This window comes from Psychrobacter sp. PL15 (assembly GCF_035984995.1).
Classification (GTDB): Bacteria; Pseudomonadota; Gammaproteobacteria; order Pseudomonadales; family Moraxellaceae; genus Psychrobacter.
Genome location: NZ_JAXCIB010000002.1, coordinates 318,142 through 343,473, shown reverse-complemented (window position 1 = coordinate 343,473; position 25,332 = coordinate 318,142). Strand labels below are relative to the sequence as shown.

Genomic DNA, 25,332 nt, shown 5'->3' with positions numbered 1-25,332 from the left:
ATGGCAGCATCTGTCAGCCACGCTGTCGAACCCAACGAGTTTGCCCCTTCTGCTAGTGCTGCTAAAGATATTGCCTCTCAAGACATTACATCTACAATAATTGATGATACTAGGCTTGCCCAGCTCGACCTAGACAGTTACAGCATTGATAATGAAGCTGGTCTCGATCTATATCTGGACGTCACGCTCAATCAAACCAGCTCTGGTTTGGTACATTTTGTTTACCGCGAAGACCAACTTTGGGCGAGCGTTGATGTGTTGCAACAGCTCGGCTTTATAGTGCCGCCCAAAATCATGGAACCAATAGCGCTAAATAGCCTATCAGATATCAAGGTTGATTATAATGCCCGCCAGCAAAAGGTGAGTATTATTGCACCGTTGGGTCTGCTCGATCTAGATACCACCGTACGTAACACACGCAGTAATCAGCGTCCGCAACCTACCGCATCGCCCGGCATGTTATTGAATTATAATATTTATGGTAGCCAAACTCAGGATAATGCTAAAAATCTAAGCGCTTTTACAGAGCTGCGTGCGTTTAGTACTCTTGGTGTACTAAGTTCTACGGCATTGACCACAGCCACTCACTCTACTGGCAATAGTAACAGTAATAATGACAAAGATTGGGACGGTCGCACCGTGCGTTTGGATACCAGTTGGAGTAAATCATTCCCTGATAAGCTGCTTACAGTTCGTGCTGGTGATATCCTCACAGGCGCATTGTCATGGACACGCTCTACGCGCCTAGGTGGTCTACAGTTTGGTACTAATTTTGACTTACAACCTTATATGGCAACCACTCCATTGCCTTCATTTTTTGGTTCTGCCACCTTGCCCTCAGCAGTAGAGCTGTATGTGAATGGACTTAAGCAATATAGCGGGGACGTACCCGCTGGACCATTTGAGCTACAGACCGCTCCTAGTTTCAGCGGCGCAGGCAATGCCCAGTTGATAGTTACCGATGCATTAGGGCAGAGTACTACGCTTGAGTTTTCTTTATACGACGCCCATCGCTTGCTACAGCCGGGTCTTTCCGACTGGTCGGTAGAGCTCGGCGCTGTGCGCGAAAGCTATGGTAACAAGTCCTTTGATTACGGTAATAATATTGCGGCTAGTGGTACTTGGCGTTATGGGGTGAGTAACCGTTTTACCGCAGAAACCCATGCCGAAGTGACCAATGGACTCAGTAATGCGGGGGTCGGTGGTACTTGGTTGCTAGGTAGCGCAGGCGGTATCTTGTTCGCATCATTGGCCGGCAGCGAGAGCCAAGGTCAGAGCGGCGCGCAATACAGCGCCAGCTACTCTTGGAATAACAGTCGCTTTAATATCGGAATTAGTGCCCTAGGCACTCAAGGCGCTTATCGTGACGTCGGTACACAGTATGGATCTGCCCCTGCCCGCCGTAGTGAGCAGATCTCGACAGGCTATAGCACCGAATCTTTAGGTAGTTTTGGTATGAGCTATAACCAAGTGGCACTTGCCGAGCAGGAGACCACACAGTTTGCCAGCGCCTATTGGAGTAAGTCCTTTGGCCGGCGCCTCAGCCTGAACGCTAACTTCAATCAAGATATCAATGACTCTGCTAATAACAGTGCCTCGATTGGCGCCTCATTCTCGCTAGGCCGTGATATCTCGGTTAACAACAGTTTGCAACACACAGACGAGCGTAATATCTTGGTGGCTGATGTATCGCGATCCGCTCCGAGTGCTGGTGGCATAGGCTGGCGCGCTCAAGCACGGCATAGTTTGGATAACAGTTCGGACAACGGCGCAGAGAACAATGACAGCAGTGGCGGACTGGCAGAATTGAGTTACCTGGGTCGCTTTGGCCGAGTACAAGCGGGTGTCAGCGTCAACGATGACAGCTATTCTACTTATGCCAGTGGCACAGGCTCACTAGTCATGATGGGCGGAGGCGTCTTTCCAACCCGCCAAATCAACAGTGGTTTTGCGGTAGTCTCTACTGATGGTATCGCCAATGTGCCCGTACTCCTACAAAATAGTCCCATTGGCACCACCAATAGTCGTGGTCTGTTATTAGTATCGCCGCTGAACGCTTACCAAAGCAATAAAATTGGCATTGATCCTATGGGTTTGCCCGCTGATCTGCGTATTGACAAGGTTAGCATTGAAGCCACCCCAACTGATCGCGCTGGCACTCTGGTTACCTTTGGTATTACGCCGGTGCGCGCAGCCTCCGTTATTCTCATAGACAGTAGTAATCAACCGCTGCCATTAGGCAGTCAAGTAAGACTGCTTACCAACACGACTGTACCATCGACCATCGTTGGTTTTGATGGTGAGGTATATCTGGATAAGCTGGATGAGCATAATGTGCTAGAGATAATCAATCCCTCTGGTGATATCTGCACTGTCAGCTTTGACTATCAAAAGCAGGGTGATGAGATTCCATTACTCGGTCCCCTCATCTGTCAAAAGGTACAAGAATCATGAAACTACTTCAATGGAATTACTGTTTATGTTTGATCTCAATGGCCTTCTGGTTACCAGCAAGCAATATACAGGCCGCTACTATGCCTCGAGTGGATTGCACAGCGAGCATGAGTACCAGTACTATAAACTTTGGTAATGTAACTCAAGCTAACTTTAATGATGCCAACAGCACTACTGCAACCTTAAACTACAATTGTACTAACAGAGGCATAAGGAGTGGGTATGTTTCGGTTTGCCTCGCAGTTGATGGTGGTTCCTCTGCCCCTACTGTCGTTTACCCACGTTATATGAGTAATACTACAGACAATACTCGTAAATTAGCATTCACCATGAAACTACCAAACGATATACTTTGGGGCACCCGTAGAGGTGATGGTTCGGAATACAACTCAGGACCAATCGTTATGCCTAGGAGGCCAGGTTTTTTAGGTTCTCAATCCTCTATCTCAGGTAGCGTTATCATCAATGCATCTCTACTCTCAAAAAATGGCAATTCCCTCGCCACATCAGGATCTTATATCGCTAACTTTAATGGTGGCCATACCGCATTGACATTCAAAGCCGAAGAAGACTTGGGTTCCGCTAATTGCGCAACAGGAGATCAAGATGACGATAGATTCTCGTTCACAGTCCAAGCTAACGTCATTGACAGCTGTAAAATCAACACTACTTCCGATATCAACTTGGGTTCTCATCCGGCGAATGAAACTGATATTCTTGGCAACAGCAATGCCATCAATATGACCTGCACAAATGAAGCTTCCTATTACATTGATTTGACTCCTTCCAACGACAACACTAATGGTGCGGGCGTTCTGAAGGGTTCCGGTAGCAATACTGACAAGGTGCCTTATCAATTGCGTTCTACTGCTGGCACTGGCGGAAAGATATGGGGCAACACCGCCACTACTACTGACGTGGGAAATGGCGTTCCAGGTATCGGCAGCGGAGTATTTCAGACACAGACTGTATATGTCACCGTGCCCAGCGCCGACTTCAAACCAGACAACTATTCCGACACCGTGACTATTAGAGTGAATTATTGAGAACTTTGGTCTTTCTATTATATTCAAACTATCGTTCCAATGACAAATAATCTAAGTGTGTTTTTGACTTTAAATCTTTAAATATAATAAAATGCAGCGCCATTGCACTCCAAAGGATAAAACCAGTGCCTCCCTTAAAATACATCGCTCATTACTCCGAGCAAATTCAAGCGCAAGCAGGAATACTGATCAGCAATGGCCAGTTGGGAGATTATCTTGACAAAAAATATAATGATAAGCATCAAATACAAAGCGATAAAGCGCTGTATCACTATATAAATGAGCTAAAAAACCAGTATATGCGTAAAAGCAGCTCTCTCACTCAAGTCAGTTACAACAGTAAACTGGCCGTGTTGCAACAGGCACTAGGCATTCATACCTATCAATCTCGAGTGCAAGGCAATAAGTTGAAATCACACAATAGCATCACGGTGGCCAGCTTGTTTAAAGAAGCACCACCTGAGTTTTTGCGGATGATCGTGGTACATGAGTTAGCACATTTCAAGGAAAAAGAGCATAACAAAGCGTTCTACCAATTATGCTGTCATATGGAACCTGATTATCATCAATTCGAGCTAGATACCCGCTTGTGGTTGCTGTGGCGCGACCTATAATTTTCCTTAGTGGTTATCAGTATGTGGTATGTGGTATGTATTGAACGGTAGTTTTCCAACTAACAAATACAAGTGCTCTAACAAGGTCTTTCACAATATTTAGTAGCAACAATCACTTTGATAGCTTGTTATCGACCGTTTATTGTGGCGGTGAATTTTAGGTAGTCCACACATGCAATTAAGAGCTATAAATAGCCAGTTACCTTTAAGCATAACAATCACCTTAACTTTCCTCTCTAAAGACCAGAGATATTGCGAGTAGCAGCCTATTTGATAATGGTTTATGATAAGTCATAAATATTGATTCTTTTAAATATAAGCGAACCATGATTTTTATAACTAATACCATCAGCCTCAATGATCACGAGATAGAAACTAGCGCTATACGCGCTCAAGGTGCAGGCGGGCAAAACGTCAATAAAGTATCCTCTGCCATTCACTTACGCTTTGATATCAAAGCCTCCAGTCTCAGCGACGCTCACAAACAGCGCTTATTAGAAAGCAAAGACAGCCGTATTAACAAAGAAGGTGTGCTGATTATTAAAGCACAGCAATTTCGCACCCAAGAAAGAAATAAGGTTGATGCCCTTAAGCGTCTGCGGCAATTTATAGTAAAAGCCACTTACGTTAGTAAAACTCGAAGACCTACTAAACCGAGCAGAAATGCTCAGCGTAAACGTGTGGACAAAAAAACACAGCGAGGTAGAACAAAGTCGTTGCGCGGGAAGGTTGATTTTTAAGTCAGCTAAAAACTGGAACTCATTTGACTGGTTGACGGTCATAAATTGGAGAAAGCACTTAACAATTAAGACAGCTATAAAGCAATTTTAACTATTGAGTGCTTATTCATAAGACAGTCATTAAAGCGTGTTATCAATATCAACATTAAATATTAACTTATTATTTAACCTGCTCTACCTTACTCTCATCTAGCTTAGTAATAGTAAACCCAGTAAAGCCAAATAATATCGTTAGCAGCAGCGACAGATAACAGAAGAAGGCATAAGGCAGATATTCAAGCACTGGCACGCCTAATGCTTGGCTGATAAACACACCACATACACTCCAAGGGACCAATGGGTTAATGACCGTACCGGCATCTTCAATGGTGCGTGATAAGTTTTTAGGATGTAGATTTAAGCGCTCAAAGGTAGGACGGAAAGCGGTACCTGATAATAGGATACTTAAATACTGCTCACCGATTAGGACGTTGATACTTAAGGCTGCCATAGCAGCGGCAAAGATGGCGCGACCTGAACTGGTCAGCATATCTCTGATACCTAACAGTAGCGCAGGCAAGATACCCAATGCGCGTAGCAGACCACCTAAACTTAATGCCAATATCACAATAGTCTGTGTAAAGAACATGCTCTGCATACCACCGCGTGAGATCATGCCGCCTACTTCGCCTAGCTCTAAGTTTTCGGCAGGCGCATAGCCGCCAAACATGTAGTTACCTAACTGTCCGATACTGGGGGTACTGTGCAAATAGGTAATGATTAAAGCGGTAGCAATCGTGTAAATGATGGTATAGATAGCATTCACTCGGCATAACGCTAACACGACCAACACGATAAACGGTAGTACTGAATAACCATTCACTAAGCCACTATCGACCAGTTGCGACTGCAATAGGGTAACTTGATCTAAATTGCCAGTACCAGCCTGCCCAGAGAAGAACCAAAACAGCCCCGCAGTGATGAGCCAAGCTGGCACAGTGGTATACATCATATTACGAATATGCTCAAACAGATCAATGCCCACGACCGAAGAAGCAAGCGTACAAGTATCTGATAGTGGGGACATTTTGTCGGCAAAGAATGCGCCTGAGACTATGGCACCTGCAGCGATAGCGACGTTGGCATCGAAGGCATTACTCATCCCAATAAAAGCCACGCCTATCGTCGCTACCGTGGTCAAACTACTGCCCAGCGCTACCCCGATAATTGAGGTCAAGACAAAGGCAGAGATATAATAATACTGCGGAGATATCAGCTCAAAACCATAATACATAATGGTGGGAATAGCGCCCGACATCATGAGAGCGGCGACTAGCAATCCAATAAAGAATAATAAATAGATAGCACCAATACCACTGGCGACGCCGGAGGACATTTGTTCCTGCATCTTCTCAAAGCTTAAGCCCTTAAACATACCTAGGGCCAGCAAAACAGCAATAGCAAGCATTAATGATAGGTGCGGAACCCAACCAAAGCCAATCATGGTGACACCCATAATCGCGATGACCACGCTAGCAATGATAAAAGCTACCTTAGGAGATAGCTCAGTAAGTACTTGTGGAGGCATAACACATCCTTATGTTACCAATTTGGTTTGGATTCTTAGAATTTTATTTAGTTGTTATAATTCAGGAGCTATATTTTACGGACTATATTTTACGGACCATATTTTACAGGCTCTAATTGATTTAGAGCCTGTAAAGTATAATTTAGAGACTAGGATTATTTATCGAGCAATTTATCAGTTTTTGCTGCCATGATAAAATCGTTGCTATGTAGGCCTTTAATACTGTGCGACCACCACGTAACCGTCACTTTGCCCCATTCCACTAGCATGCCAGGATGATGCCCTTCTGCTTCGGCAATATCTCCTAGTCGATTGGCAAATGCCATAGCCTTAACAAAGTTTTTAAACTTATATTTACGCTGCAATTGATTAACGCCATCAACATTAATCAATGACCAATCAGGAATCTGTTTTAACAGCTCGCTTGCTTCTGCATCGCTGACTGTTGGCGCACCGATACGGCAGACTTCACAGCTGGCTTGTGATAATTCGGTCATGCTACTCTCCAATTATTGTTTTGAGTTGTGCTAGGTTTTTTTAATTTAATCTGATCTGATCTGATTTATTGAATGGTTTGATTTAGCCAATAAGTTATTTAGGCACTCTTTGCTGGGTAGGTGGGCTCAAACAGACCTAATGACAGCGCTTTTTTGACCACACTCATGATGTCACTATCGACGATATCAAATAATGTGTCTAGATGATCAATGGCATAGTAAATAGGCTGGATTTGATCTATACGATAAGGGGTACGTAGCACATCCAGCAAATCAAATGCTCGGCACTCTGGCTGATTGTCGGGGTCATCGCTTAGCGCATATACAGTTTCAGAAGGTGAGCTTAATATACCGCCGCCATAAATTCTACGCGATTCCTTACCTTGGTCACCGCTCTGCCCGACCAAGCCAAACTCGATGGTAAACCAGTATAACCGTGCCAAACACATCCGCTCTTCTTTACTCGCACTTAGCCCCAACTTGCCATAAGTCTCGTTAAAGGTGGCAAAAGCAGGATGGGTAAGCAGCGGACAGTGTCCGACAATCTCATGAAAAATATCAGGCTCTTCAATATAGTTCATATCCTCAGAACGACGGATAAAGGTGGCTACTGGGAAGCGTTTATTTGCTAAAAGTTTAAAAAACTTACCGAAGCTAATCAATGCGGGCACAGCAGCAGTCTGCCAACCGGTGGTGTCTTGTAGTACCGTATCGATATCATACAGTTGTGGAATTTGGTTGGCAGGAAGATTTAGCTTCTCTAGCCCTGTTAGATACTCTGAGCAGGCGCGATTTGGTATTTTTGTAGCTTGACGAGCAAGCAGCGCTTGCCACATGGCATGCTCATTGTCGCTATAGTCAATATGACCACGGGCGTCGATTTGATGCGACACATAGGGTTTCTTTTCATTATTAATTTGGTCGCTGCTAGTCTTGGTGCTATTAGCATTGCCATTATTAGGATTGGGGGTTTGAATATTAGAAGCTGTGCGTTCCATGCCTGCTGTCCTTCTGAAGTCGGTTCACTATAGTTGTACTACCATGCCATTCTTTCTAGCTGTATAGTCAGTTCACAATAAAAAAGGGTCGTGTATAGCAATAGTAATGTGCCACTGGTATAAATCTTTCTTGCTTGCTGCTCGCAAGCGTGACAGAGGCTGCAAAAAATTCATCCCAGTAGCACTGTACCTTTTTTAAATTGAATCGACTATATAAGTGTTACCGTCTTCGCTTGGTTTTTTGGTGGTAGTTTTATATTGAACTCATTATTATTTTGTTCTGAATTTGGGGCTGTTTATTAGCGATGCTTTATTCGTAATATTTTGATAGCGATACCTTAGTAGTGGCAGGACAAATTTCTTTCTATCCTGCCCGTTACTGTTACTGACTGAACTATTTACTGTGCTTCAGTTTCAGTTTGACCAATAACGCCGCGGTTGATTTGATCACGTTCTATCGATTCAAATAGCGCTTTAAAGTTACCTTCACCAAAGCCATCTTCATAATCGCCTTTACGCTGGATAAATTCGAAGAATACTGGGCTACCAAGGATGGTTTCAGAGAAAATCTGTAGTAGCAGACGCGGCGTACCACCCTCTGTTGTGCCATCTAGCAAGATGCCGCGCATCTGTAGGTCAGAGATATTCTCACCATGACCCGGTAAACGCTCATCAAGCATTTTATAATAAGTATCCGTTGGCGCAGTCATCAACGGAATACCGGCGTCTCTAAGCTTATCAATACTAGCAAATAAGTCATCACTTGCTAAGGCAATATGCTGAATACCTTCGCCATTAAAGTGCATCAAATACTCTTCGATTTGTCCGCCGCCTTGCTTGGACTCTTCGTTCAGTGGAATACGAATTTTGCCATCAGGCGCGGTCATCGCTTTACTGGTCAGTCCGGTGTGTTCGCCTTTTATATCAAAAAAGCGGATTTCGCGGAAGTTAAATATGCGCTCATAAAAGGTGGCCCAATAGGCCATGCGACCACGGTAAACGTTATGGGTGAGATGATCGATGACTTTAAAACCATGGCCAATCGGACGTCTATCAACTTCTGGAAGAAACTCAAAATCGACATCATAAATAGATTCACCATCTTTGAAACGATCTATCAGATAAATCAGTGAGCCACCGATACCTTTGATAGCGGGTAGTCTAAGCTCCATAACACCAGTCGGTACGTCTACTGGCTGGGCACCGTTTTCAACCGCTAACTCGTAGGCTTTTTTGGCATCTTTAACTCGAAAGCCCATGCTACAAGCTCCAGCGCCATGTTCTTCAACAAAATAGCTGCCTTGGCTTTTAGGTTCACGGTTTAGAATGAGGTTGATGTCCCCTTGACGGTATAAAGCGACATCTTTAGATCTATGGTTGGCAACATGGGTAAAACCCAGCTGCTCAAAAAGTGCAGATACTGCTTCAGGTTCAGGTGAGGCGAATTCGACGAAGTCAAACCCGTTTAGACCCATTGGGTTTTCAAATAAATCTGCCATTGCAATCATCCTTAATGTCAATTGGTGGTGTAAAAACCATAAAAATATAATGCTAAAAAATAGCTTGAATCAATAATTCTTATTGACGATGCGTTTATATTAGATTAGCTTGATTTATAAGACTAATTGTATTTAATGATTTATTTATCAGGTTTTCTTATGAATGTAAGTATTCGCCAGCTAGATGCTTTTATCAAAGTCGCTGACAACGGCAGCTTTACTCGTGCCAGTGAGCAGATGCATTTGACCCAGTCTGCCGTTAGCGGATTGATTAAAGAGTTAGAGACCAACCTCGAAATAGTGTTGTTTGATCGCACTACCCGCCAGCTGTCGTTGTCTACAGTAGGACGAAATCTGCTACCGCAAGCTCGTAGAGTGCTCAATGAGATGCACTTGTTTGTCAATGAAGCAAGCAGTTTGACTAGCCTTGCACAAGGTCAAGTACGCTTGGCAGTATCGCAATTTGCCGCTTCATCCATGCCTGCGGTGGTGGCACAATTTACTAAAGAGTATCCCGATATTAGCGTGTCGTTGTTAGATTGCTCAGCAGAAAACGTGCTTGAACACATTCAAAATATTGAGGTAGATTTGGGTGTAGGAGTAGAGCTTAGCTTTATGGAAGTAGACGATGACGTCAGTGCCGATTTGTTATATCAGTTGCCGTTTTGCGTGGTGATGCCTGATAATCATGAGTTGGCTCAACAAAGCGAGATAAGTTGGCAACAGCTGCTAGGAACCCCGCTCATTACCCTAAACGGTCCTATTAACGAGCAAGTATCCGCTGAACTGGATGAAGCCGTTGCTACCCATATACAGCAGGCACGCTATAAGGTGAACTTTATGTCCACGGCGCTGGAGATGACCCGTCAAGGCTTTGGTATCACCTTATGTCTGCCCTATATGCCTGAGGTGATTGACTGGGTAAGTGCCAATGGGCTACAAATGCGCACGCTGTCACAACCTGTCAAAATGCGACGGTTTTTTATCTATCAGCGCTCCTCTCGAGGGTTATCGCCTGCTAGTATTATTTTTAAACAGTTTTTACAAACCTATTTTGACAGCCATTTCAAAGACTTACAGAGTTTTTAAGAAGGGTTTAAAACATATTTTAATAGCTAAAAGAACGAATTAACGGGTTGCGGGTAAATCTAACGTTGAGTTAATAATCAATCTGGTCTATGCTTTTTAGCAGCTCAATTTATATTTTGTTGTATAAAAAATAAGGGAAATAACATGTTTGAACGTATCGATTATTACGCTGGTGACCCAATTTTAGGGCTGATGGAAAAATTTTTGGCGGATAGTAATCCTAAAAAAGTAAATTTAGGCATTGGGATTTATTACGATGAAGCCGGTGAATTACCGGTACTCGACTGTGTAAAAACAGCCGAACAGCGCATTGCCGATCCTATTTCCCCTAGACCTTATCTGCCAATGGCAGGACTGCCTGGACATCGTAAAGGCTGTCAGGAGCTATTATTTGGTAAAGGCGCTCCAGTCTTGCAAGAAAATCGGGTCGCGACCATCGCGACCATTGGCGGCTCTGGCGCATTAAAAGTGGGCGCTGAGTTTATCCATCAGTGGTTCCCACAGTCTAAATGCTATGTCAGTGATCCTACTTGGGGCAATCACATTGCCATCTTTGAGGGCGCTGATGTCGAAGTGGGCACCTACCCTTACTATGATAAAGCCACCAGTAGTGTCAGATTCGATGACATGGTCAGCTTTATTGAAAAGTTAAATAAAAATGATGTGGTGTTATTGCACCCTTGCTGTCATAACCCAACCGGCTTGGATTTGACCCAAGCGCAATGGGATACGGTGCTAGAGGTCATTCAACAGCGTGAACTGATCCCATTTATGGACATCGCTTATCAAGGTTTTGGCGCAGATATGGACAGCGATGCTTATGCTATTCGTAAAGCCGTCGATATGGGTTTGCCAGTATTTGTCAGTAATTCGTTTTCTAAAAACCTATCGCTATATGGCGAGCGTGTCGGTGGGCTCTCAGTCGTTTGCCCTACCACAGATGAGGCCGAGCGTGTCTTTGGTCAGCTCAACTTTTTGGTCCGTTGTATCTACTCCAGCCCACCATCACATGGCGGACGTGTGGTTGATATCGTCATGAATGACGAGCAATTACACCAGCAATGGGTTGGCGAAGTTTATGACATGCGTGACCGTATCAAAGCCATGCGTATTAAGCTCAAATCGGTATTAGAAGCCAATCTCCCTGAACATGATTTTGATTATATTACCCGTCAAAACGGCATGTTTAGCTTTACCGGATTGACACCTGAACAAGTCGAACGCCTACAAAGCGAGTTTGGCATCTACATGATATCCAACTCCCGTATGTGTGTGGCAGGCCTCAATATCAGTAACATTGACTATGTTGCCAATGCGATGGTAGCAATCTTAAAAGCTTAAAAGACTGATGCTCAATTTATATTAAATAAAAATCTGATTTCAAAAAAGCTGGGCGATTGCTCAGCTTTTTTATTTAACGAGACTTTTATGCCGCAACACCTTATTCCAGAATAAATCATTCTAAAGCAACCTATAGTTAATCCAATTTAAAAACGGCACAGTGCTACTGGAATGAATTTTTTGCAGCCTCTGTCACGCTTGCGAACAGCACGCAAGAAAAACCTATACCAGTAGCACGTTGATACAAGCGTATTCCTTTTATTTTGAATCGACTATATTATGAAATAAGCTAACGAACAAAGACTAGTTTATACGAGCCAGATAGCAAACTAAGCAGCAAACCAAATAGCAAACGAGTTACTAAAACTCCTTGCAATATGACTGGTTATAAATTACATTATTCGTAAGCAGTTAACTATATCGTAATTTATTGCACTGATTCTTATTATAGTATAGTCAATGAAAAGTAATATCGATACATAACCTACTGCTGGTATACGTTTTTCTTGCTTGCTGTGCCTACGCAGACAGAGGCTACAAAAAGCGTATATCAGCAGTACCCTAGCGTTTTTAAGGTATTTTAACTATACCTAAGAAATTACTACATTATTTAAGCCACTTATACTCATTTAGCAAGGAGCATTCCATGTCAACGATTGACAAAAACCTCACTTCATTTATCAATATCGCTAGCGATTCTGACTTCTCAATTCATAACTTACCTTATGGTATTTTCAGTGAAACTGAAGACACTACTGGCAATAACAAACGCCGTGCCGGTGTGGCCATTGGCGAGCATGTCTTAGATTTATCGGTACTTGAAACCGAAGGTCTGCTGACGCTAGAAGGTGGCCCCTATTTTGATCAGCCCACGCTAAACCCTTTCATTGAGTCCGGTCGCGACAACTGGACGAAAGCGCGCAACACTATCCAAGCCCTACTCTCTGCCAACAGCAAAACTTTAGGTGATAACCAAGAGTTGCAGCAAAAAGCGCTGTTTAAGCAAGCAGACGTCACCATGCATTTGCCAGTACGCGTTCCCGGCTACACTGACTTTTATTCTTCTAAAGAACACGCCACCAACGTCGGCACCATGTTCCGCGATCCTGACAATGCCTTATTGCCCAACTGGAAAGAGATGCCGGTGGCTTATAACGGTCGCGCCAGCACCGTCATCGTCAGTGGTACCGATATTGTCCGCCCTTCAGGCCAGCTAAAACCCAGCCCTGATGAGCGTCCTATTTTCTCACCTTGTAAGCGTCTCGATTTCGAACTTGAGACCGCCTTTATCGTCGGTCAACCTAACAAAATAGGTCAGCCTATCGCGATCGAAAACGCCTGGGATCATATCTTTGGCATGGTGTTATTTAACGACTGGTCAGCGCGTGACATTCAAAAATGGGAATATGTGCCATTAGGTCCATTTAATGCCAAAACCTTTGCTTCTGAGATTTCACCTTGGATTGTCACTTTAGACGCGCTGCAACCTTTTAGAACCTCCACCCCTACTCAAGATCCACAGCCGCTGGCTTACTTGCGTGATAAAACGACTGATAACAGCTTTGATATTAATTTGTCCGTAGAGCTGCTACCGGCAAATGCTGCCAGTACTGATAGTGCAACGGTTCTGTGTGGAAGTAACTTTAAATATCTGTACTGGTCGATGACCCAGCAGCTTACCCACCATACTATCTCTGGTTGTAAAGTAGAGGTCGGTGACATGATGGGTTCAGGTACGATTTCAGGGCCAACGCCAGATACTTTTGGCTCAATGCTAGAGCTGGCTTGGAACGCAACCAAACCTATTACACTAAATAATGGTGAAACGCGCAGCTTCATTGAAGATGGCGACACCGTAATCATGAAAGGTTATGCCGAAAAAGAGGGTGTCCGTGTGGGCTTTGGTGAGGTACGCGGTACGGTATTACCCGCTTTAGACTTTAATTTTTCTGACTAGCAGTCCTTTAGCTAACAGTCGTCTAAATAAAAGCTCTAGATAACAGCTAAAGCACCGTATGAATCGTCATCCAGTTCAGTTCAGTTCAGTTCAGTTCAGTTTAGCTTAGTTCAGCTCAGTCACAGTAAAGCAGCCACTTTGTTTTTATGATGATTAAACCTCTTTTACTGTGACTGCCCTCTTTTAATTATTTGTCAGAAGGATATTGATAATGACCTTTAAAATAGAACAAATCCATCACGTCGCTTATCGCTGCAAAGACGCGAAAGAGACCGTCGAATGGTATCAAAAACACCTTAACATGGACTTTATCTTAGCGTTCGCTGAAGATCATGTGCCGTCTACCCACGCCTTTGACCCTTATATGCACATCTTCTTAGATGCCGGTAATGGCAATGTATTGGCGTTCTTTGAGGTGCCCAATCAACCTGAGATGGGCTTTGACCCCAACACCCCAGACTGGGTACAGCATCTAGCGATGAAAGTAAAAGACCGCGATACCTTAATGGCGGCTAAAAAGCATTTAGAAGAAGGCGGTATTGATGTTATCGGGGTTACCAATCATGGTATTTTTCATTCTATTTATTTCTTCGATCCTAATGGTCATCGCATGGAACTGACCTACGATGATATTACTTCAGAAGAAAAAGTCTCGATGATTACTGAAGAAATCAAGAAAGATATGCTTGAGGAATGGACGCGTACCAAACGTGCCCCAGGCCATACTCACTTTTTGCATGCTGAAGAGCTTGCCGAAGCCAAAGAGCAGGTTCCGGTTGGGGAATAGTTGAATACAAAAGGGCTCGATATAAAAATATTTTAGATAACCATAACCGCTAAGCAACTTGATAACGTTGGGCTATCGCGCGTATTTTGTCAGCTACTTCATGCTGTTTACTCATAGGTAATTGCTCTGAAGTACCGATAACTGTGATGGCATACTCTAAGAGGCTCTCTTTAGCAAACGTCTCTTTAAGAAGGGCATCTGTATCGACCTCTGTAGCATGGGTAAGTTTTGGCAACAGTACTGGGATAGTAATAGCGTTGATTCCCATTAACATATCACCGGTGACTGTCGCATAACCCTGCGCGCGGATATCAGCTTGTAGCTGGGTAAAGTACTGCCATTTGTCCGATGCCTCAGCGCTGCTTAGTGGCTTAGCGCTATCAGATTTACTCTGCCATTCTGCAATCACTAGTGGTTTGATGACCGCATCTGGTTGATAGCTAGCAAACAACTGCCCTGTCGCTGAAGTAGTAAGCGGCATGCGTGAGCCTATACGTGTGATGATACTGATCGGGCTATCTGGCTCAACAGACTGAATAATAATAGGTCCTTCGCTAAACCACTTGGCGATTTGCACGCCGCAGTTTAGAGTATCTTTGATAGCGTTGGCAGCAGTAGTGAGTCGCTCCAAGATATTATTTTGATTCAGTCCAGTATGCCCCAGTGCTGCTAAGGTCTTCACTCTTTCGCCCAAACTATAGCGTCCATCACTGAGCTGGCTGGCATAGCCTTTACGAATCAGGCTAACCAAGTAACGATGAGATTTTGCTGGGTGCATTTGCATCGCTTGAGCAATGTCTTTTAGCATCATGGGTTCATTATGCCCTATGAGTACATCTAATATCGACAATCCAATCTCAAGTGACTGCACGCCACTCTGGTTCTTGTTCGATGTTAACGCGTTATCTGATGGCATTATTTGCTCAGTTAAATATTATTTGCTCAGTTGAATACAACTAGGACTTGATGCTGGTATTTGATTATTTAGAATAGGTTGCTACAGAGTTTTCGGTGTAAAGCGTCTAGCCTATAGCTACCTATAACCCTTCTTCAAATTTAACTGATCTTTTATGATGACTGATTATATAGGTAATAATGAGCGTTTGATACACGCCCAAAAAGGAGAACAATAATGATGCAGCTTTATAATTACTTTCGCAGTACTACCTCTTACCGTACTCGTATTGCCCTGAATCTTAAAGGTTTAGATTACGATTATATCTCGGTTAATTTGGCCCAAGACGAACAATTAGAGTCAGCATTTAAATCTATCAATCCGCAAGGACTAGTGCCAGTTCTACAGACCGATGACTTACTGCTGTATCAAAGCCCCGCTATTTTAGAATGGTTGGAAGAAACTTATGCACAAAATCCTCTATTGCCTAAAGATGCGGCAGGTCGTATGCAAGTACGTGCACTAAGCGCCATGATTGGTTGTGATATCCATCCTCTTAATAATCGGCGTATTTTACAGTATCTACGTAATGAGTTGACGGTTGGCGAAGATGAGGTTATGACCTGGTGCCGGCATTGGATGATTGAGGGCTTTGCTGCTTTAGAAAAGCTATTGGCCGCAGATAAATCACGTGGAAAATTCTGTTATGGCGACAGTCCAACGTTTGCAGATTGCTATTTAATCCCGCAGGTCTCCTCCGCTCGTCGCTTTAAAGTAGACTTAAGCCCTTATCCTAATATTGTCGCTATCGATGAACACTGCCGGTCACTTAAGGCATTTTATGATGCTGATCCTGCGAGACAACCCGATGCACCACGAACTTAATGAACGCAATTGAGATTTACTAAAGGGCTAAGTTCTTAAGACTTTATTTGCTGTATTTAGGATGATAAATAAGGCCTAATAATCACCCTAAACGAAAATATTGCAAAGTTTATAGCTTTGGAGGTGCTTCAGAGGTGCTTCTTTGTTGGTTTAGATGGTTTTGCCATCTTCATGCCGCCCCATGTGACCAGAGCAACGCCGAGCGCGATGAGAGAGGCGCCTAGAATTAAACCTTCAGGCGGGCTCTCCCCTTGTAAGAATACTGCAACGGGAACGCCAACGATCGCTCCAACTGCCCCCAGTAGGCTCAACAGAACAGGCCCACCCGTTTTCTGCAGTAAGAATAGCAGCAGAAACTGTCCTGCAAAAATACCTGCCTGTACGACAATTAAACCAATTGGCAGGATTTCTCCATGAGGAACCACCAGTGAAAAGTCCGGTGAAATACTGACCATACCGAGCAAAATTGCAGCAGCAATTAACATACCGGGTGCGAGCGCACTGGGAGACGCATTGTCTGGCCAACGTAAGGAACGATAAATATTGCCAATGGCAAGTAAAACAGGACCACAGAGTGCTATCAAAATCCAGAACACGCTGGCATCTGGTGCAGAAAACTTGCGGGCTGCCAATACTGCGGCACCGGCAAGTGCGGCAGCGACTCCAAGCGCACGAATGATGTTGAAGCGCTCTATACGCAGCGCAAGCGCGCCAAGATAGGTGAGCAGCGGTGGTAACGCGATCATCAGTGCCACAAACCCTGCTCCGACATGCGGAATAGCCGAGAAAAAAATTAAATTGGAACCTGCAACGCTAACCAGCGCAGCGACTAAGTAATATTCGAAGCCACGGGCACTTAATGGCGGGTGCTCATGTCGCAGTAATGCGACTACTACTAGGATAAACGCGGCGCCCGTGATGGACCAAAACAGAAAGGCCAATGGGGTCAAACCAATTTCGCCCGCATATTTTGCTAGATTGGTAGAGATACCAAGTAATAATCCGCCAACTAAAAGACAAATAAAGGGAATGAGCCACACATTATTGTGCTGAGATATTCTCTGTTCTGTACAGTCACTCATGGCTTATCCTGATCATTTAAAACCTTCGTTGTCTTGTGCAAGCAGTTTGGCTACATCAAGAATATGTCTTGGTTAGCTTAGCAGTAATGAAGTATTTGATAGCAATTAAAGTATTTGATAACTTAGATTAACAAATGAGGTGCGGCAAGTATATTAAAGCCTTTCAAGGCTATGATAGCCGACGACTTATTAAAGTTAGCTATTTAAAGTTAGCTATAAGAATGGTAGAGAAACTCCTATAAAAACGACCTCACTCTTAAAGTAGGCAAGGCCAAAACGCTAAGTTTTATTACTTTAAGTTTCTTTTTTTATAGGAACAACAACCCTAAACCAATCACAACGCCACTGACAACCAATACAATGAGACAAAAGCCCATGATATCTTTGGCTTTGAGTCCAGCGATTGCCAGTGCTGGCAAGGCCCAGAACGGCTGGATCATGTTGGTCCAAGCATCGCCCCATGCAACGGCCATAGCTACTTTGGCTGGATCACTACCAAGCATTTCTGCAGCTTCTAACATAATTGGCGCTTGAACGGCCCATTGACCACCACCGGATGGCACGAAAAAGTTGACCAGTCCTGCACTTAGGAAGGCAAAAAGTGGCAGCGTGTCCGCGGTCGAAACACTGACGAACGCTTCTGACATAACGCCTGCCAAACCAGATGCCGTCATCATGCCCATAATCCCTGCATAAAACGGAAATTGAACGATGATAGCGCCCGCTCCTTTGACGGCTTCTTGAACGGCAATCAAATAGTTGCGAGGCGTTCCATGGAATATAATACCCAGGAACAAAAACATAAAGTTAACCAAGTCGAGCGTTAACGCAAAGCCATTTTGTGCGAAATAATAAACGACGAAGGCAATTCCCATTGCACCAATGACCATCGATAAAGTCCAGCTGTTTTCTAAGCGCTCTGCTGGGGTCATAGCCGATTTTGCCGGAAGTTCCTCAATGATCGGATCAATTAGAACTTTTGGGTCCACTGTAACCGTATCTTCTTTGCTCGGCATCATCAAACGGTTTAATAAAGGCACAATGATCACTAATGCCGCAACGATAATTAAGTTATAACTGGCAAAAATAGTGGCACTCGTTGGAATAATACCAATTTTGTCAACGAATGGATGTCCTTCTGTCGCAATTGACAACGGAATCGAGCCAGAAAATCCAGCATGCCAAATGATAAATCCAGAATAAGCACTGGCAATCAACAAACGGTAATCGACATGCTGCACACGTTTCGCTAATTCTTTTGCGAATAACGCGCCAATAACTAGCCCAAATCCCCAGTTGATCCAACTTGCTGCCAGTGACACTAAGGTTACCAAGATAATCGCACTACCTGGCGACTTTGCGAAACTCGCCAGCTTGCCTAAGCCTTTTTTGAATATTGGGCTGCTTGCCAGTACAAAACCAGTGACTAGCACCAGCACCATTTGCATCGAGAATGCGAGTAACGCCCAGAAGCCTTCACCCCAAAACGCCACCATTTGTACAGGTGAAGAATCAGTTAAGCCTAAGCCCAGTCCAAAAATAACCACGGTTAAGATAATGACGAATAAAAATGGATCCGGTAGATACCTTTCCATCAAATTATTCGAAAAACGGGGGATTCCTTTCATTTTTTAACTTCCTTTTTATCTAAATTTGCACTTCGTTTCTAATGCTACCTCATTCTTCCTTTTTATTCTTACTCATTCAGCAAAAATCCACTTTTCTGCTACGATGTTGACGTCTAAAACTGTCTTTGTGATTCTTTAACAAAAAAGCCTTTGTAGAGCAATATCGCTCTACAAAGACTTCCAGTCATTTTTATGTAAGAAAAAGTAGTCAGCATCTAGTTGGTAACACCTTATGTTTGATGACCGTGTCAGCAGGTATTTAATCTAAATGGCAGTGGCACAGAATTCGGGATGGGCTCCTAGGCGAGTGCCAGTGTAGTCGTTGATGGCTTGAAAACTCTCTTGACAGAACGCTTTGGTGATTTCGACCGGTACATTGAGATCCTGATTTCCTTCGCCATGATTTATTTGAGTTTCTTCAGATCGGTACTTCGCCAAAAACTAATAACAATTGTTTGAAAAACTGTCTAGTAATTATCCTTAAATTATGGCAAATTGCAGCCTCGTAATTGTAGGGTGTACTTATGGTTATGAATCAGACAAACAAACACAGACAACGACAACCCATCCTCAACGGTTAAGAGAGTATTATTACTCGTTTTAATGGCAGTGTTGACACTAGAATTAACACCAGACTTGCCGCTTTGAGACAGTTTGAGGAATAGAAGAATGGAAAGTTTGGTCAGTACCATAAATGGAATTATCTGGAGTTCAGCATTGATCTATCTATGCTTGGGCGCCGGTTTGTTTTATTCCATTATGACGCGCTTTTTACAAGTGCGTCTATTCGGTGAAATGCTACGTTTGATGTTTTCAGGGAAAGCCAGCGCCGATGGTATTTCATCCTTTCAAGCGCTCACCCTATCGTTAGCCGGCCGCGTGGGGATGGGTAATATCGCAGGGGTAGCAGCAGCTATCGGCTTTGGCGGCCCAGGGGCGATATTTTGGATGTGGGTGGTAGGGTTCTTAGGCGCTGCTACCGCTTATGTCGAATCGACAATGGCTCAAATTTATAAAGAAAAAGACGTCATCACCGGCCAATATCGCGGTGGGCCTGCTTACTACTTTGAGCGTGCGCTCGGGCAACGCTGGTATGGAGTGGTCTTTGCAATCGCAGCTTTGATAGCTTTGAGTATATTCTTACCCGGTATTCAGGCCAATGGTGTGGTCAATGCCGTCACTCAAGTACTAGGCGAAGGCACTACCATGACTGTCTTCGGTACAGAGGTTGGCGCCATGCGTTTAGGCGCCATCGCTATTATCCTAGTCGTCTTTGGTATTATCATCTTTGGCGGTATCAAGCGCATTGCTACTTTTACCGAAGTTGTGGTGCCCTTTATGGCAATCGGCTACATTGTCTTAGCCTTGATCATTATGGTGAGTAACTTTGAGATGATCCCAAAAGTATTCGGTATGATCGTTGGCGACGCCTTTACTGCGCAAGCAGGCTTCGGGGCCGCGATTGGTTGGGGCGTCAAACGAGGTGTTTACTCTAGCGAAGCGGGACAAGGTACCGCGCCTCACGCTGCTGCTGCTGCTGAGGTCGACCATCCTGCGCAGCAAGGGTTGGTACAAGCGTTCTCCGTTTATGTCGATACGCTATTGGTCTGTTCGGCAACGGCATTTATGATTTTAACCATGGGTACTTATAACATCCAAGGAGCGTTACCTGACGGGCAGTTCTTAGTACAGAATGTAGTAGCAGGTACTGAAATTAACTCGCCCGCCTTTACTCAGATGGCGATGGAATCAGTATATGGGGCCTTTGGTAACACCTTTATCGCCATTGCTGTCTTCTTCTTTGCCTTTACCACCATTTTGGCCAACTATTATATTGCGGAAGTCAACGTGGTCTATCTAACCCGCTTTATTAGCCGCAGCGCCAATAAAAAAGGCTTATTCCTGGTCAAAACCTTGATGATGGCTATGATTGCCTACGGTGGTCTGAATTCAGCAGGTTATGTTTGGGCTATTGGTGATATCGGAGTTGGACTGATAGCGTGGCTGAACATCGTTGGTATCTTGATCATTTTCTTTATGGCACGTCCAACTATGAAAGTGCTTAAAGACTATGAGGCACAGCGTAAAGCTGGGGTCACGCACTATACCTTTGACCCTATTAAACTCGGTATTAAAAATGCACCCTATTGGGAAGAGCGTCATCTAAAAGAACAGCAAGCACTTGCAGAAAACGAACTGAGTAAAGACCCTAAGTAGTAGTTTTACGCTAATACCTGCTAGAGAGCCGTTCTTCATTAAATGACTGTAATAGAAAAAGCCTATGACTTGGTCATAGGCTTTTTCTATTACTGACCACGGTTGAAGTAGCTGGGATGGGATTTAACATAGCCAGCAAAGTCAATTAATAAACGTCTTATCCCAAATTGAGAGCGGGTCTCGCTATCAGACCCAACCCTCTTCCAAAAGATGCTCGGTGTTACTTACTTGAAACTCATCACATAAGTTATAAAATGCTATCGGGTCTTCAACATTATCGAGCAACTCTCGTTTATTGAGTGCCACAAACATAGCCAGCGCATAAGCCGAACAATGGATAGATTTTTTAGGATTAAACTCAATATCCGTAAAGGCTTGATATTGCATGACCTCTTCATGCAGCTGAGGATTCTGCTGTAAGGCATTCACATACAGCCAATCATAAAACGTGGTTAATGGCTCTACGCCCCACTCCATACCAAAATAATTGTAGCCAATTAATTCACCCGAGGTTATTAGTCGCTCGTCTTTTTTGGCTTGTCTTGGCGGGACTGTTAACAAGTCGGTGTAGGGGCCACCGTCCTCGAAAACCATACTGCTTTGGAAGGCGTTTTCGACACTATATTGCTGATCATCATGCTCATTAGCTAGCTTTAAGCTCAATGGGCTCAGCACAAAACTCAACTTATTACCAGATTTGCTAGACAGCTCTAGCACTTGCTTAAACCCATACTTTTTGCAAATGACTTGATGCAAGTCATTGATGGATTTTTTCTTTTGTCTACTCGCGAATCCCACATGCCGCTCGAACCTAACCATATCTGTTTTTACCAGATTGTCACTGTTGACTCTAGGCATGAATACGGGTCTAAGTTCTACAGCGTTTTGTGTTTGTTCCATAGCGATGTGCCTTATATCAATGGTCTTGTATAAATGTTTTTTTCATAACTGGTCTGGTATAAATAGCATTTAGATAAGCAGTCATCTAAATGCATCGTTATCTTAAGGATACTGAGTTATCTTATGAATACTGATTAATTATTCAGAACACTACACCGCGTTACTCACAAACCCAATTAGGGCGCGCGGGGAAGTTTATCTTATTATTAATCATTTATCCTGCCCTATTTTAGGATTGTTGATAATCTCACTAACTTTTTGGAGTCAGTGACTCAAGTGAAATAGCCTCCAATATAGTCGGGGTGGTTCAGTATATGATCTTTCTAAATCTACCTTACAATATATTTATAAGTGAATTTTTGGACTAATTTGACCATCAAGAGAGCTGTTAGCTTATATTATGAAATGTATTAGCTTATATTATGAGATGTATCACCTTATAATGGATGATTATATATGTTAACAAGTGAGGCAGTCGATTTGAAAATTTTAATGGTATTATTTTATGGTCTCAACACAGGCGCTGGCGTTGAGCGAGTAGGTTCTATGATTGCTAACGGTCTATCTGAAGCCGGCCATGAGATAATATTAGCCAGTATTGGACCTTGTGATGACCCTTTCTTTCCTCTAAATGAAGATATTAAAATAATTTCATTATCGGATTCTTCACACGTTAAGTTGAGTGGTATTCCTAATGCTATTTATAAAATAAGAAAGCTGTTAAAAACAGAGCGTGTTGACACAATAATAGCAGTAGACACCAAGTCTATTCCATATACTTTACCCGCGACTTTAGGCTTGAAAGTAAAACACATAGGCTGGGAGCATTTTAACTTTGATCCTAGCCAAGGCATGAGCGGAAACTCTATAGTCAGACATTTAGCGGCACGATATTGTGACTCAGTGGTTACTTTGACCGAAAGAGATAAGGAATGTTGGCTAAAAAATACTCGTCATAAATCACAAATAATCGCTATAGCAAATCCTTGTCCGTTTCCTGTTCAAGAGTATATTGAGGAAAATAACAAAATAGTATTGGCTATTGGTCGTCTACACAAACACAAAGGTTTTGACTTATTACTTGAAGCTTGGCTTCAGGTAACTACAATTATGCCAGAATGGAAATTAAAAATAGTCGGTGAGGGTGAAGAAAGAGTAAATCTAACTGAGTTCATTGAAGCAAACCAAATGACCGAGAGTGTGGAATTGGTTGGTGCGTCTGACAATGTAAGTCAATATTATAGGCAGGCGGAGATATTTTGCCTGAGCTCTCGAGTAGAAGGGTTTGGTATGGTTTTAACTGAGGCTTTAGCTTTTGGCCTGCCTATTGTAAGTTTTGATTGTGGCCCTGGCCCCGCAGAAGTTTTAAAAGGTACGGGCTCTATTTTAGTTCCTGAAAATGATGTTAACCAACTTGCTTTAGCGTTGATTAATTTGATGAAGGATGATGAGCAGAAAAAAATTATCAGCTTAAGAGGTAAAGAGAAAGTCGAAATTTATCAACCCGATAATATAATAAGCAAGTGGTTAAATTTACTTAAAAGCCTTGAATAACTTAAAATATTGCCTTAATTCGCGGTATGACCAGTTCAATATATAATCCATATTATGCCACTACAGGATATATTGGCTGTGCTGACCGGAACGACGGTTAATCCCCGTACTTGCGGGGAACAGTTTAAAGCCCCCCACCTATGGCAGGATAGTTGGCACTAAGCAATATGGTCCTGAACTCATGGCCATTATAGAAAACAATAAACGTCTTAAACATGAGTGAAGCACAAGTTGGGCACGGTTTGGGCACAAGGGACTCAACGCACCAGATGTTAGTTCAAAAAAACCTAATTATTAACCCAAACCCATAAAAAGCAGACAAAAAAAGCCCCAGTTCATTATTAAAATGAACTGGGGCTTTCTAAATTTGGTAGGCATAAGCAGACTCGAACTGCTGACCTCTACCATGTCAAGGTAGCGCTCTAACCAACTGAGCTATACGCCTATTTAGGACATGCATTTTAGCAAGTTTTTGAAACTTTGCAAGCCTTTTTTAATTTGATGTTAGGTTATGGTCTCGGTATTCATTGTTGAGCGTTCGTATTTATCGCCATTCTCAAATGCAGAGCTGACTTCTACTGCTGACAGCTTAGATAAGCTGAGGCTATCCTCAAAATTATTGTTGCGGTAAACAACTATAACCTTCGTATTAGATCATTTTGATGATGTCTATGGTTTTAATAGTAATTCCTGTTGCGAGATGTACGAACGAGATTATTAGGCTGGCCTACTCAGAATAATTTTGTCAGCCAGAGTGGTTAGCTCTGATGCGATAAGATCAGGTGACGGTACACCGGCAGCGACAAGGATAGCATTGTGAGGTCGTGTCAGAAAGGCACCACGACAGCCAGCAGCTTGTGCGCCTATAGTATCCCAAAGGTGACAAGCGACGAGGCACAAATCTGCGGTCTCAACGGACAATTCCTTTGCAACCAAGTGATAGGTTTCGGGCGCCGGCTTAAACTTACCAACGGTTTCGATATTAAACGTACGCTCAAAAAAATGGCTTAGTCCTGCGTTATCTAAAGGTGTAGGCGAAGCGCTGCTAGCCGAGTTAGTCAGAGTCACCAACCGAAACCCTGCATCGCGCAATCGGGTCAGCGCTGGTACAACGTCGGGATGAGCCGGCATTGAGCTCATTCGTTGTTTTAATTCTACAATGTCACTATCAGTGATTGTTACCTGATGAATAGTGGCTACCATCCGTAAAGCGCCCACCCCCAGTTCACCAAAAGGCGAGTAAAGACCGGATAAAGTCATAGTTTGGGAGTAAAGAATCAGCTGAGCAAACCATTCTCTCAGTACGTTTCGATTGCCAAATATGCGTGCAAATAAAGGCTCGAGACTGTTAATATCTAGCAACGTTTCATTCACATCAAACACAATAATAGAGGGAAAGTTATCATCGGACATAGAACATCCTTTTTTGTTTACAATAAATGAGAATAACGATTAATATACCGCTATGCTACTTAACTTTAACTGGACTGTAATGACTATTCAAGATAAAATTGAGCAATCACTCAAATTTATTCTGCCGTACCCTATTACGGCTTTACACACATTAGAATAAAGACACTGG

21 protein-coding genes, 1 tRNA gene and 1 pseudogene are annotated in these 25,332 nt (G+C 43.3%); 12 read left to right on the top strand and 11 right to left on the bottom strand.

Annotated elements, in window-relative coordinates; all coding sequences use genetic code 11:
• The 5 genes and pseudogenes from RCH20_RS02965 to arfB all read left to right on the top strand — a co-directional run bounded on the left by RCH20_RS02965 (window position 1) and on the right by arfB (window position 4,854).
• On the top strand, window positions 1–2,454 hold the full coding sequence (locus RCH20_RS02965; RefSeq protein ID WP_327192525.1) for a fimbria/pilus outer membrane usher protein: 2,454 nt from the start codon (window positions 1–3) through the stop codon (window positions 2,452–2,454).
• A pseudogene (locus tag RCH20_RS12480) lies at window positions 2,451–2,768 on the top strand (spore coat protein U domain-containing protein); the annotation flags it as partial. The gene RCH20_RS02965 and the pseudogene RCH20_RS12480, both read left to right, overlap by 4 nt.
• Window positions 2,769–2,783: 15 nt before the next feature.
• A complete protein-coding gene (locus RCH20_RS02960; RefSeq protein WP_327192524.1) occupies window positions 2,784–3,500 on the top strand; it encodes a Csu type fimbrial protein in 717 nt (238 codons plus the stop codon).
• A 125-nt stretch (window positions 3,501–3,625) separates the two neighbouring features.
• Window positions 3,626–4,114, top strand: a complete 489-nt coding sequence (locus RCH20_RS02955; protein ID WP_327192523.1) for a M48 metallopeptidase family protein — start codon at window positions 3,626–3,628, stop codon at window positions 4,112–4,114.
• A 326-nt stretch (window positions 4,115–4,440) separates the two neighbouring features.
• A complete protein-coding gene (arfB, locus tag RCH20_RS02950; protein WP_327192522.1) occupies window positions 4,441–4,854 on the top strand; it encodes an alternative ribosome rescue aminoacyl-tRNA hydrolase ArfB in 414 nt (137 codons plus the stop codon).
• A gap of 160 nt (window positions 4,855–5,014) precedes the next feature.
• Here arfB and nhaC read toward each other — a convergent pair whose 3' ends face one another.
• The 4 genes from nhaC to hppD form a co-directional block, all read right to left on the bottom strand.
• Window positions 5,015–6,421, bottom strand: a complete 1,407-nt coding sequence (nhaC, locus tag RCH20_RS02945) for a Na+/H+ antiporter NhaC (RefSeq protein ID WP_327192521.1) — start codon at window positions 6,419–6,421, stop codon at window positions 5,015–5,017.
• Between the two features lie 155 nt (window positions 6,422–6,576).
• Window positions 6,577–6,918 (bottom strand): 4a-hydroxytetrahydrobiopterin dehydratase, encoded by a 342-nt coding sequence (locus tag RCH20_RS02940; protein ID WP_327192520.1) that lies wholly within the window; start codon window positions 6,916–6,918, stop codon window positions 6,577–6,579.
• A 98-nt stretch (window positions 6,919–7,016) separates the two neighbouring features.
• Entirely contained in the window at window positions 7,017–7,916 is a 900-nt protein-coding gene (phhA, locus tag RCH20_RS02935; RefSeq protein ID WP_327192519.1) for a phenylalanine 4-monooxygenase, read from the bottom strand.
• Between the two features lie 398 nt (window positions 7,917–8,314).
• Window positions 8,315–9,415, bottom strand: a complete 1,101-nt coding sequence (hppD, locus tag RCH20_RS02930) for a 4-hydroxyphenylpyruvate dioxygenase (protein ID WP_209956586.1) — start codon at window positions 9,413–9,415, stop codon at window positions 8,315–8,317.
• A 159-nt stretch (window positions 9,416–9,574) separates the two neighbouring features.
• On the opposite strand from hppD, the gene RCH20_RS02925 reads away from it, so the two are divergent.
• From RCH20_RS02925 to RCH20_RS02910, 4 genes are all read left to right on the top strand, one after another.
• Window positions 9,575–10,504 carry a LysR family transcriptional regulator gene (locus RCH20_RS02925; RefSeq protein ID WP_327192518.1) on the top strand — a complete coding sequence of 310 codons (930 nt, stop codon included), beginning with the start codon at window positions 9,575–9,577 and terminating at the stop codon, window positions 10,502–10,504.
• Between the two features lie 144 nt (window positions 10,505–10,648).
• Window positions 10,649–11,845: an amino acid aminotransferase gene (locus RCH20_RS02920; protein ID WP_327192517.1), complete on the top strand. Its 1,197-nt coding sequence runs from the start codon at window positions 10,649–10,651 to the stop codon at window positions 11,843–11,845.
• Between the two features lie 646 nt (window positions 11,846–12,491).
• Complete coding sequence (gene fahA, locus RCH20_RS02915) at window positions 12,492–13,802, top strand: fumarylacetoacetase (RefSeq protein ID WP_442793086.1); 1,311 nt, start codon at window positions 12,492–12,494, stop codon at window positions 13,800–13,802.
• Between the two features lie 211 nt (window positions 13,803–14,013).
• Window positions 14,014–14,589 carry a VOC family protein gene (locus RCH20_RS02910; RefSeq protein ID WP_209956583.1) on the top strand — a complete coding sequence of 192 codons (576 nt, stop codon included), beginning with the start codon at window positions 14,014–14,016 and terminating at the stop codon, window positions 14,587–14,589.
• Between the two features lie 49 nt (window positions 14,590–14,638).
• Here the strand turns inward: RCH20_RS02910 and RCH20_RS02905 are convergent, their stop codons facing one another.
• Window positions 14,639–15,505: an IclR family transcriptional regulator gene (locus RCH20_RS02905; RefSeq protein ID WP_327192516.1), complete on the bottom strand. Its 867-nt coding sequence runs from the start codon at window positions 15,503–15,505 to the stop codon at window positions 14,639–14,641.
• Between the two features lie 219 nt (window positions 15,506–15,724).
• Between RCH20_RS02905 and maiA the strand changes: the two genes are divergently transcribed.
• A complete protein-coding gene (maiA, locus tag RCH20_RS02900) occupies window positions 15,725–16,369 on the top strand; it encodes a maleylacetoacetate isomerase (RefSeq protein WP_442793089.1) in 645 nt (214 codons plus the stop codon).
• 128 nt (window positions 16,370–16,497) lie between these two features.
• Here the strand turns inward: maiA and RCH20_RS02895 are convergent, their stop codons facing one another.
• From RCH20_RS02895 to RCH20_RS02885, 3 genes are all read right to left on the bottom strand, one after another.
• Window positions 16,498–17,451, bottom strand: a complete 954-nt coding sequence (locus tag RCH20_RS02895; protein WP_327192514.1) for a DMT family transporter — start codon at window positions 17,449–17,451, stop codon at window positions 16,498–16,500.
• 308 nt (window positions 17,452–17,759) lie between these two features.
• Entirely contained in the window at window positions 17,760–19,079 is a 1,320-nt protein-coding gene (locus tag RCH20_RS02890) for a short-chain fatty acid transporter (RefSeq protein ID WP_327192513.1), read from the bottom strand.
• 264 nt (window positions 19,080–19,343) lie between these two features.
• Entirely contained in the window at window positions 19,344–19,517 is a 174-nt protein-coding gene (locus RCH20_RS02885) for a hypothetical protein (protein ID WP_327192512.1), read from the bottom strand.
• Window positions 19,518–19,748: 231 nt separating this feature from the next.
• Here RCH20_RS02885 and RCH20_RS02880 point away from each other — a divergent pair, with 231 nt between their 5' ends.
• Window positions 19,749–21,296, top strand: a complete 1,548-nt coding sequence (locus RCH20_RS02880; RefSeq protein WP_327192511.1) for an alanine/glycine:cation symporter family protein — start codon at window positions 19,749–19,751, stop codon at window positions 21,294–21,296.
• A gap of 186 nt (window positions 21,297–21,482) precedes the next feature.
• On the opposite strand, the gene RCH20_RS02875 is transcribed toward RCH20_RS02880, so the two are convergent.
• Window positions 21,483–22,196 carry a DarT1-associated NADAR antitoxin family protein gene (locus RCH20_RS02875; RefSeq protein WP_327192510.1) on the bottom strand — a complete coding sequence of 238 codons (714 nt, stop codon included), beginning with the start codon at window positions 22,194–22,196 and terminating at the stop codon, window positions 21,483–21,485.
• 456 nt (window positions 22,197–22,652) lie between these two features.
• Here RCH20_RS02875 and RCH20_RS02870 point away from each other — a divergent pair, with 456 nt between their 5' ends.
• On the top strand, window positions 22,653–23,750 hold the full coding sequence (locus tag RCH20_RS02870) for a glycosyltransferase family 4 protein (protein ID WP_327192509.1): 1,098 nt from the start codon (window positions 22,653–22,655) through the stop codon (window positions 23,748–23,750).
• A gap of 368 nt (window positions 23,751–24,118) precedes the next feature.
• Here RCH20_RS02870 and RCH20_RS02865 read toward each other — a convergent pair.
• Window positions 24,119–24,195: transfer RNA gene (locus RCH20_RS02865), tRNA-Val, on the bottom strand.
• Between the two features lie 272 nt (window positions 24,196–24,467).
• Window positions 24,468–25,163, bottom strand: a complete 696-nt coding sequence (locus RCH20_RS02860) for a haloacid dehalogenase type II (protein WP_327192508.1) — start codon at window positions 25,161–25,163, stop codon at window positions 24,468–24,470.
• Window positions 25,164–25,332: the final 169 nt, after the last annotated feature.

Excerpts from the sequence above, each read along its gene's own strand:
- RCH20_RS02960 (WP_327192524.1), top strand. The coding sequence starts at position 2,784 with ATGAAACTACCAAACGATATACTTTGGGGCACCCGTAGAGGTGATGGT.
- RCH20_RS02910 (WP_209956583.1), top strand. The coding sequence starts at position 14,014 with ATGACCTTTAAAATAGAACAAATCCATCACGTCGCTTATCGCTGCAAA.
- RCH20_RS02875 (WP_327192510.1), bottom strand. The coding sequence starts at position 22,196 with ATGGAACAAACACAAAACGCTGTAGAACTTAGACCCGTATTCATGCCT.
- RCH20_RS02905 (WP_327192516.1), bottom strand. The coding sequence starts at position 15,505 with ATGCCATCAGATAACGCGTTAACATCGAACAAGAACCAGAGTGGCGTG.
- nhaC (WP_327192521.1), bottom strand. The coding sequence starts at position 6,421 with ATGCCTCCACAAGTACTTACTGAGCTATCTCCTAAGGTAGCTTTTATC.
- RCH20_RS02880 (WP_327192511.1), top strand. The coding sequence starts at position 19,749 with ATGGAAAGTTTGGTCAGTACCATAAATGGAATTATCTGGAGTTCAGCA.
- phhA (WP_327192519.1), bottom strand. The coding sequence starts at position 7,916 with ATGGAACGCACAGCTTCTAATATTCAAACCCCCAATCCTAATAATGGC.
- RCH20_RS02870 (WP_327192509.1), top strand. The coding sequence starts at position 22,653 with ATGTTAACAAGTGAGGCAGTCGATTTGAAAATTTTAATGGTATTATTT.
- RCH20_RS02860 (WP_327192508.1), bottom strand. The coding sequence starts at position 25,163 with ATGTCCGATGATAACTTTCCCTCTATTATTGTGTTTGATGTGAATGAA.
- fahA (WP_442793086.1), top strand. The coding sequence starts at position 12,492 with ATGTCAACGATTGACAAAAACCTCACTTCATTTATCAATATCGCTAGC.
- maiA (WP_442793089.1), top strand. The coding sequence starts at position 15,725 with ATGCAGCTTTATAATTACTTTCGCAGTACTACCTCTTACCGTACTCGT.
- RCH20_RS02965 (WP_327192525.1), top strand. The coding sequence starts at position 1 with ATGGCAGCATCTGTCAGCCACGCTGTCGAACCCAACGAGTTTGCCCCT.
- arfB (WP_327192522.1), top strand. The coding sequence starts at position 4,441 with ATGATTTTTATAACTAATACCATCAGCCTCAATGATCACGAGATAGAA.
- hppD (WP_209956586.1), bottom strand. The coding sequence starts at position 9,415 with ATGGCAGATTTATTTGAAAACCCAATGGGTCTAAACGGGTTTGACTTC.
- RCH20_RS02925 (WP_327192518.1), top strand. The coding sequence starts at position 9,575 with ATGAATGTAAGTATTCGCCAGCTAGATGCTTTTATCAAAGTCGCTGAC.
- RCH20_RS02920 (WP_327192517.1), top strand. The coding sequence starts at position 10,649 with ATGTTTGAACGTATCGATTATTACGCTGGTGACCCAATTTTAGGGCTG.
- RCH20_RS02890 (WP_327192513.1), bottom strand. The coding sequence starts at position 19,079 with ATGAAAGGAATCCCCCGTTTTTCGAATAATTTGATGGAAAGGTATCTA.
- RCH20_RS02895 (WP_327192514.1), bottom strand. The coding sequence starts at position 17,451 with ATGAGTGACTGTACAGAACAGAGAATATCTCAGCACAATAATGTGTGG.
- RCH20_RS02940 (WP_327192520.1), bottom strand. The coding sequence starts at position 6,918 with ATGACCGAATTATCACAAGCCAGCTGTGAAGTCTGCCGTATCGGTGCG.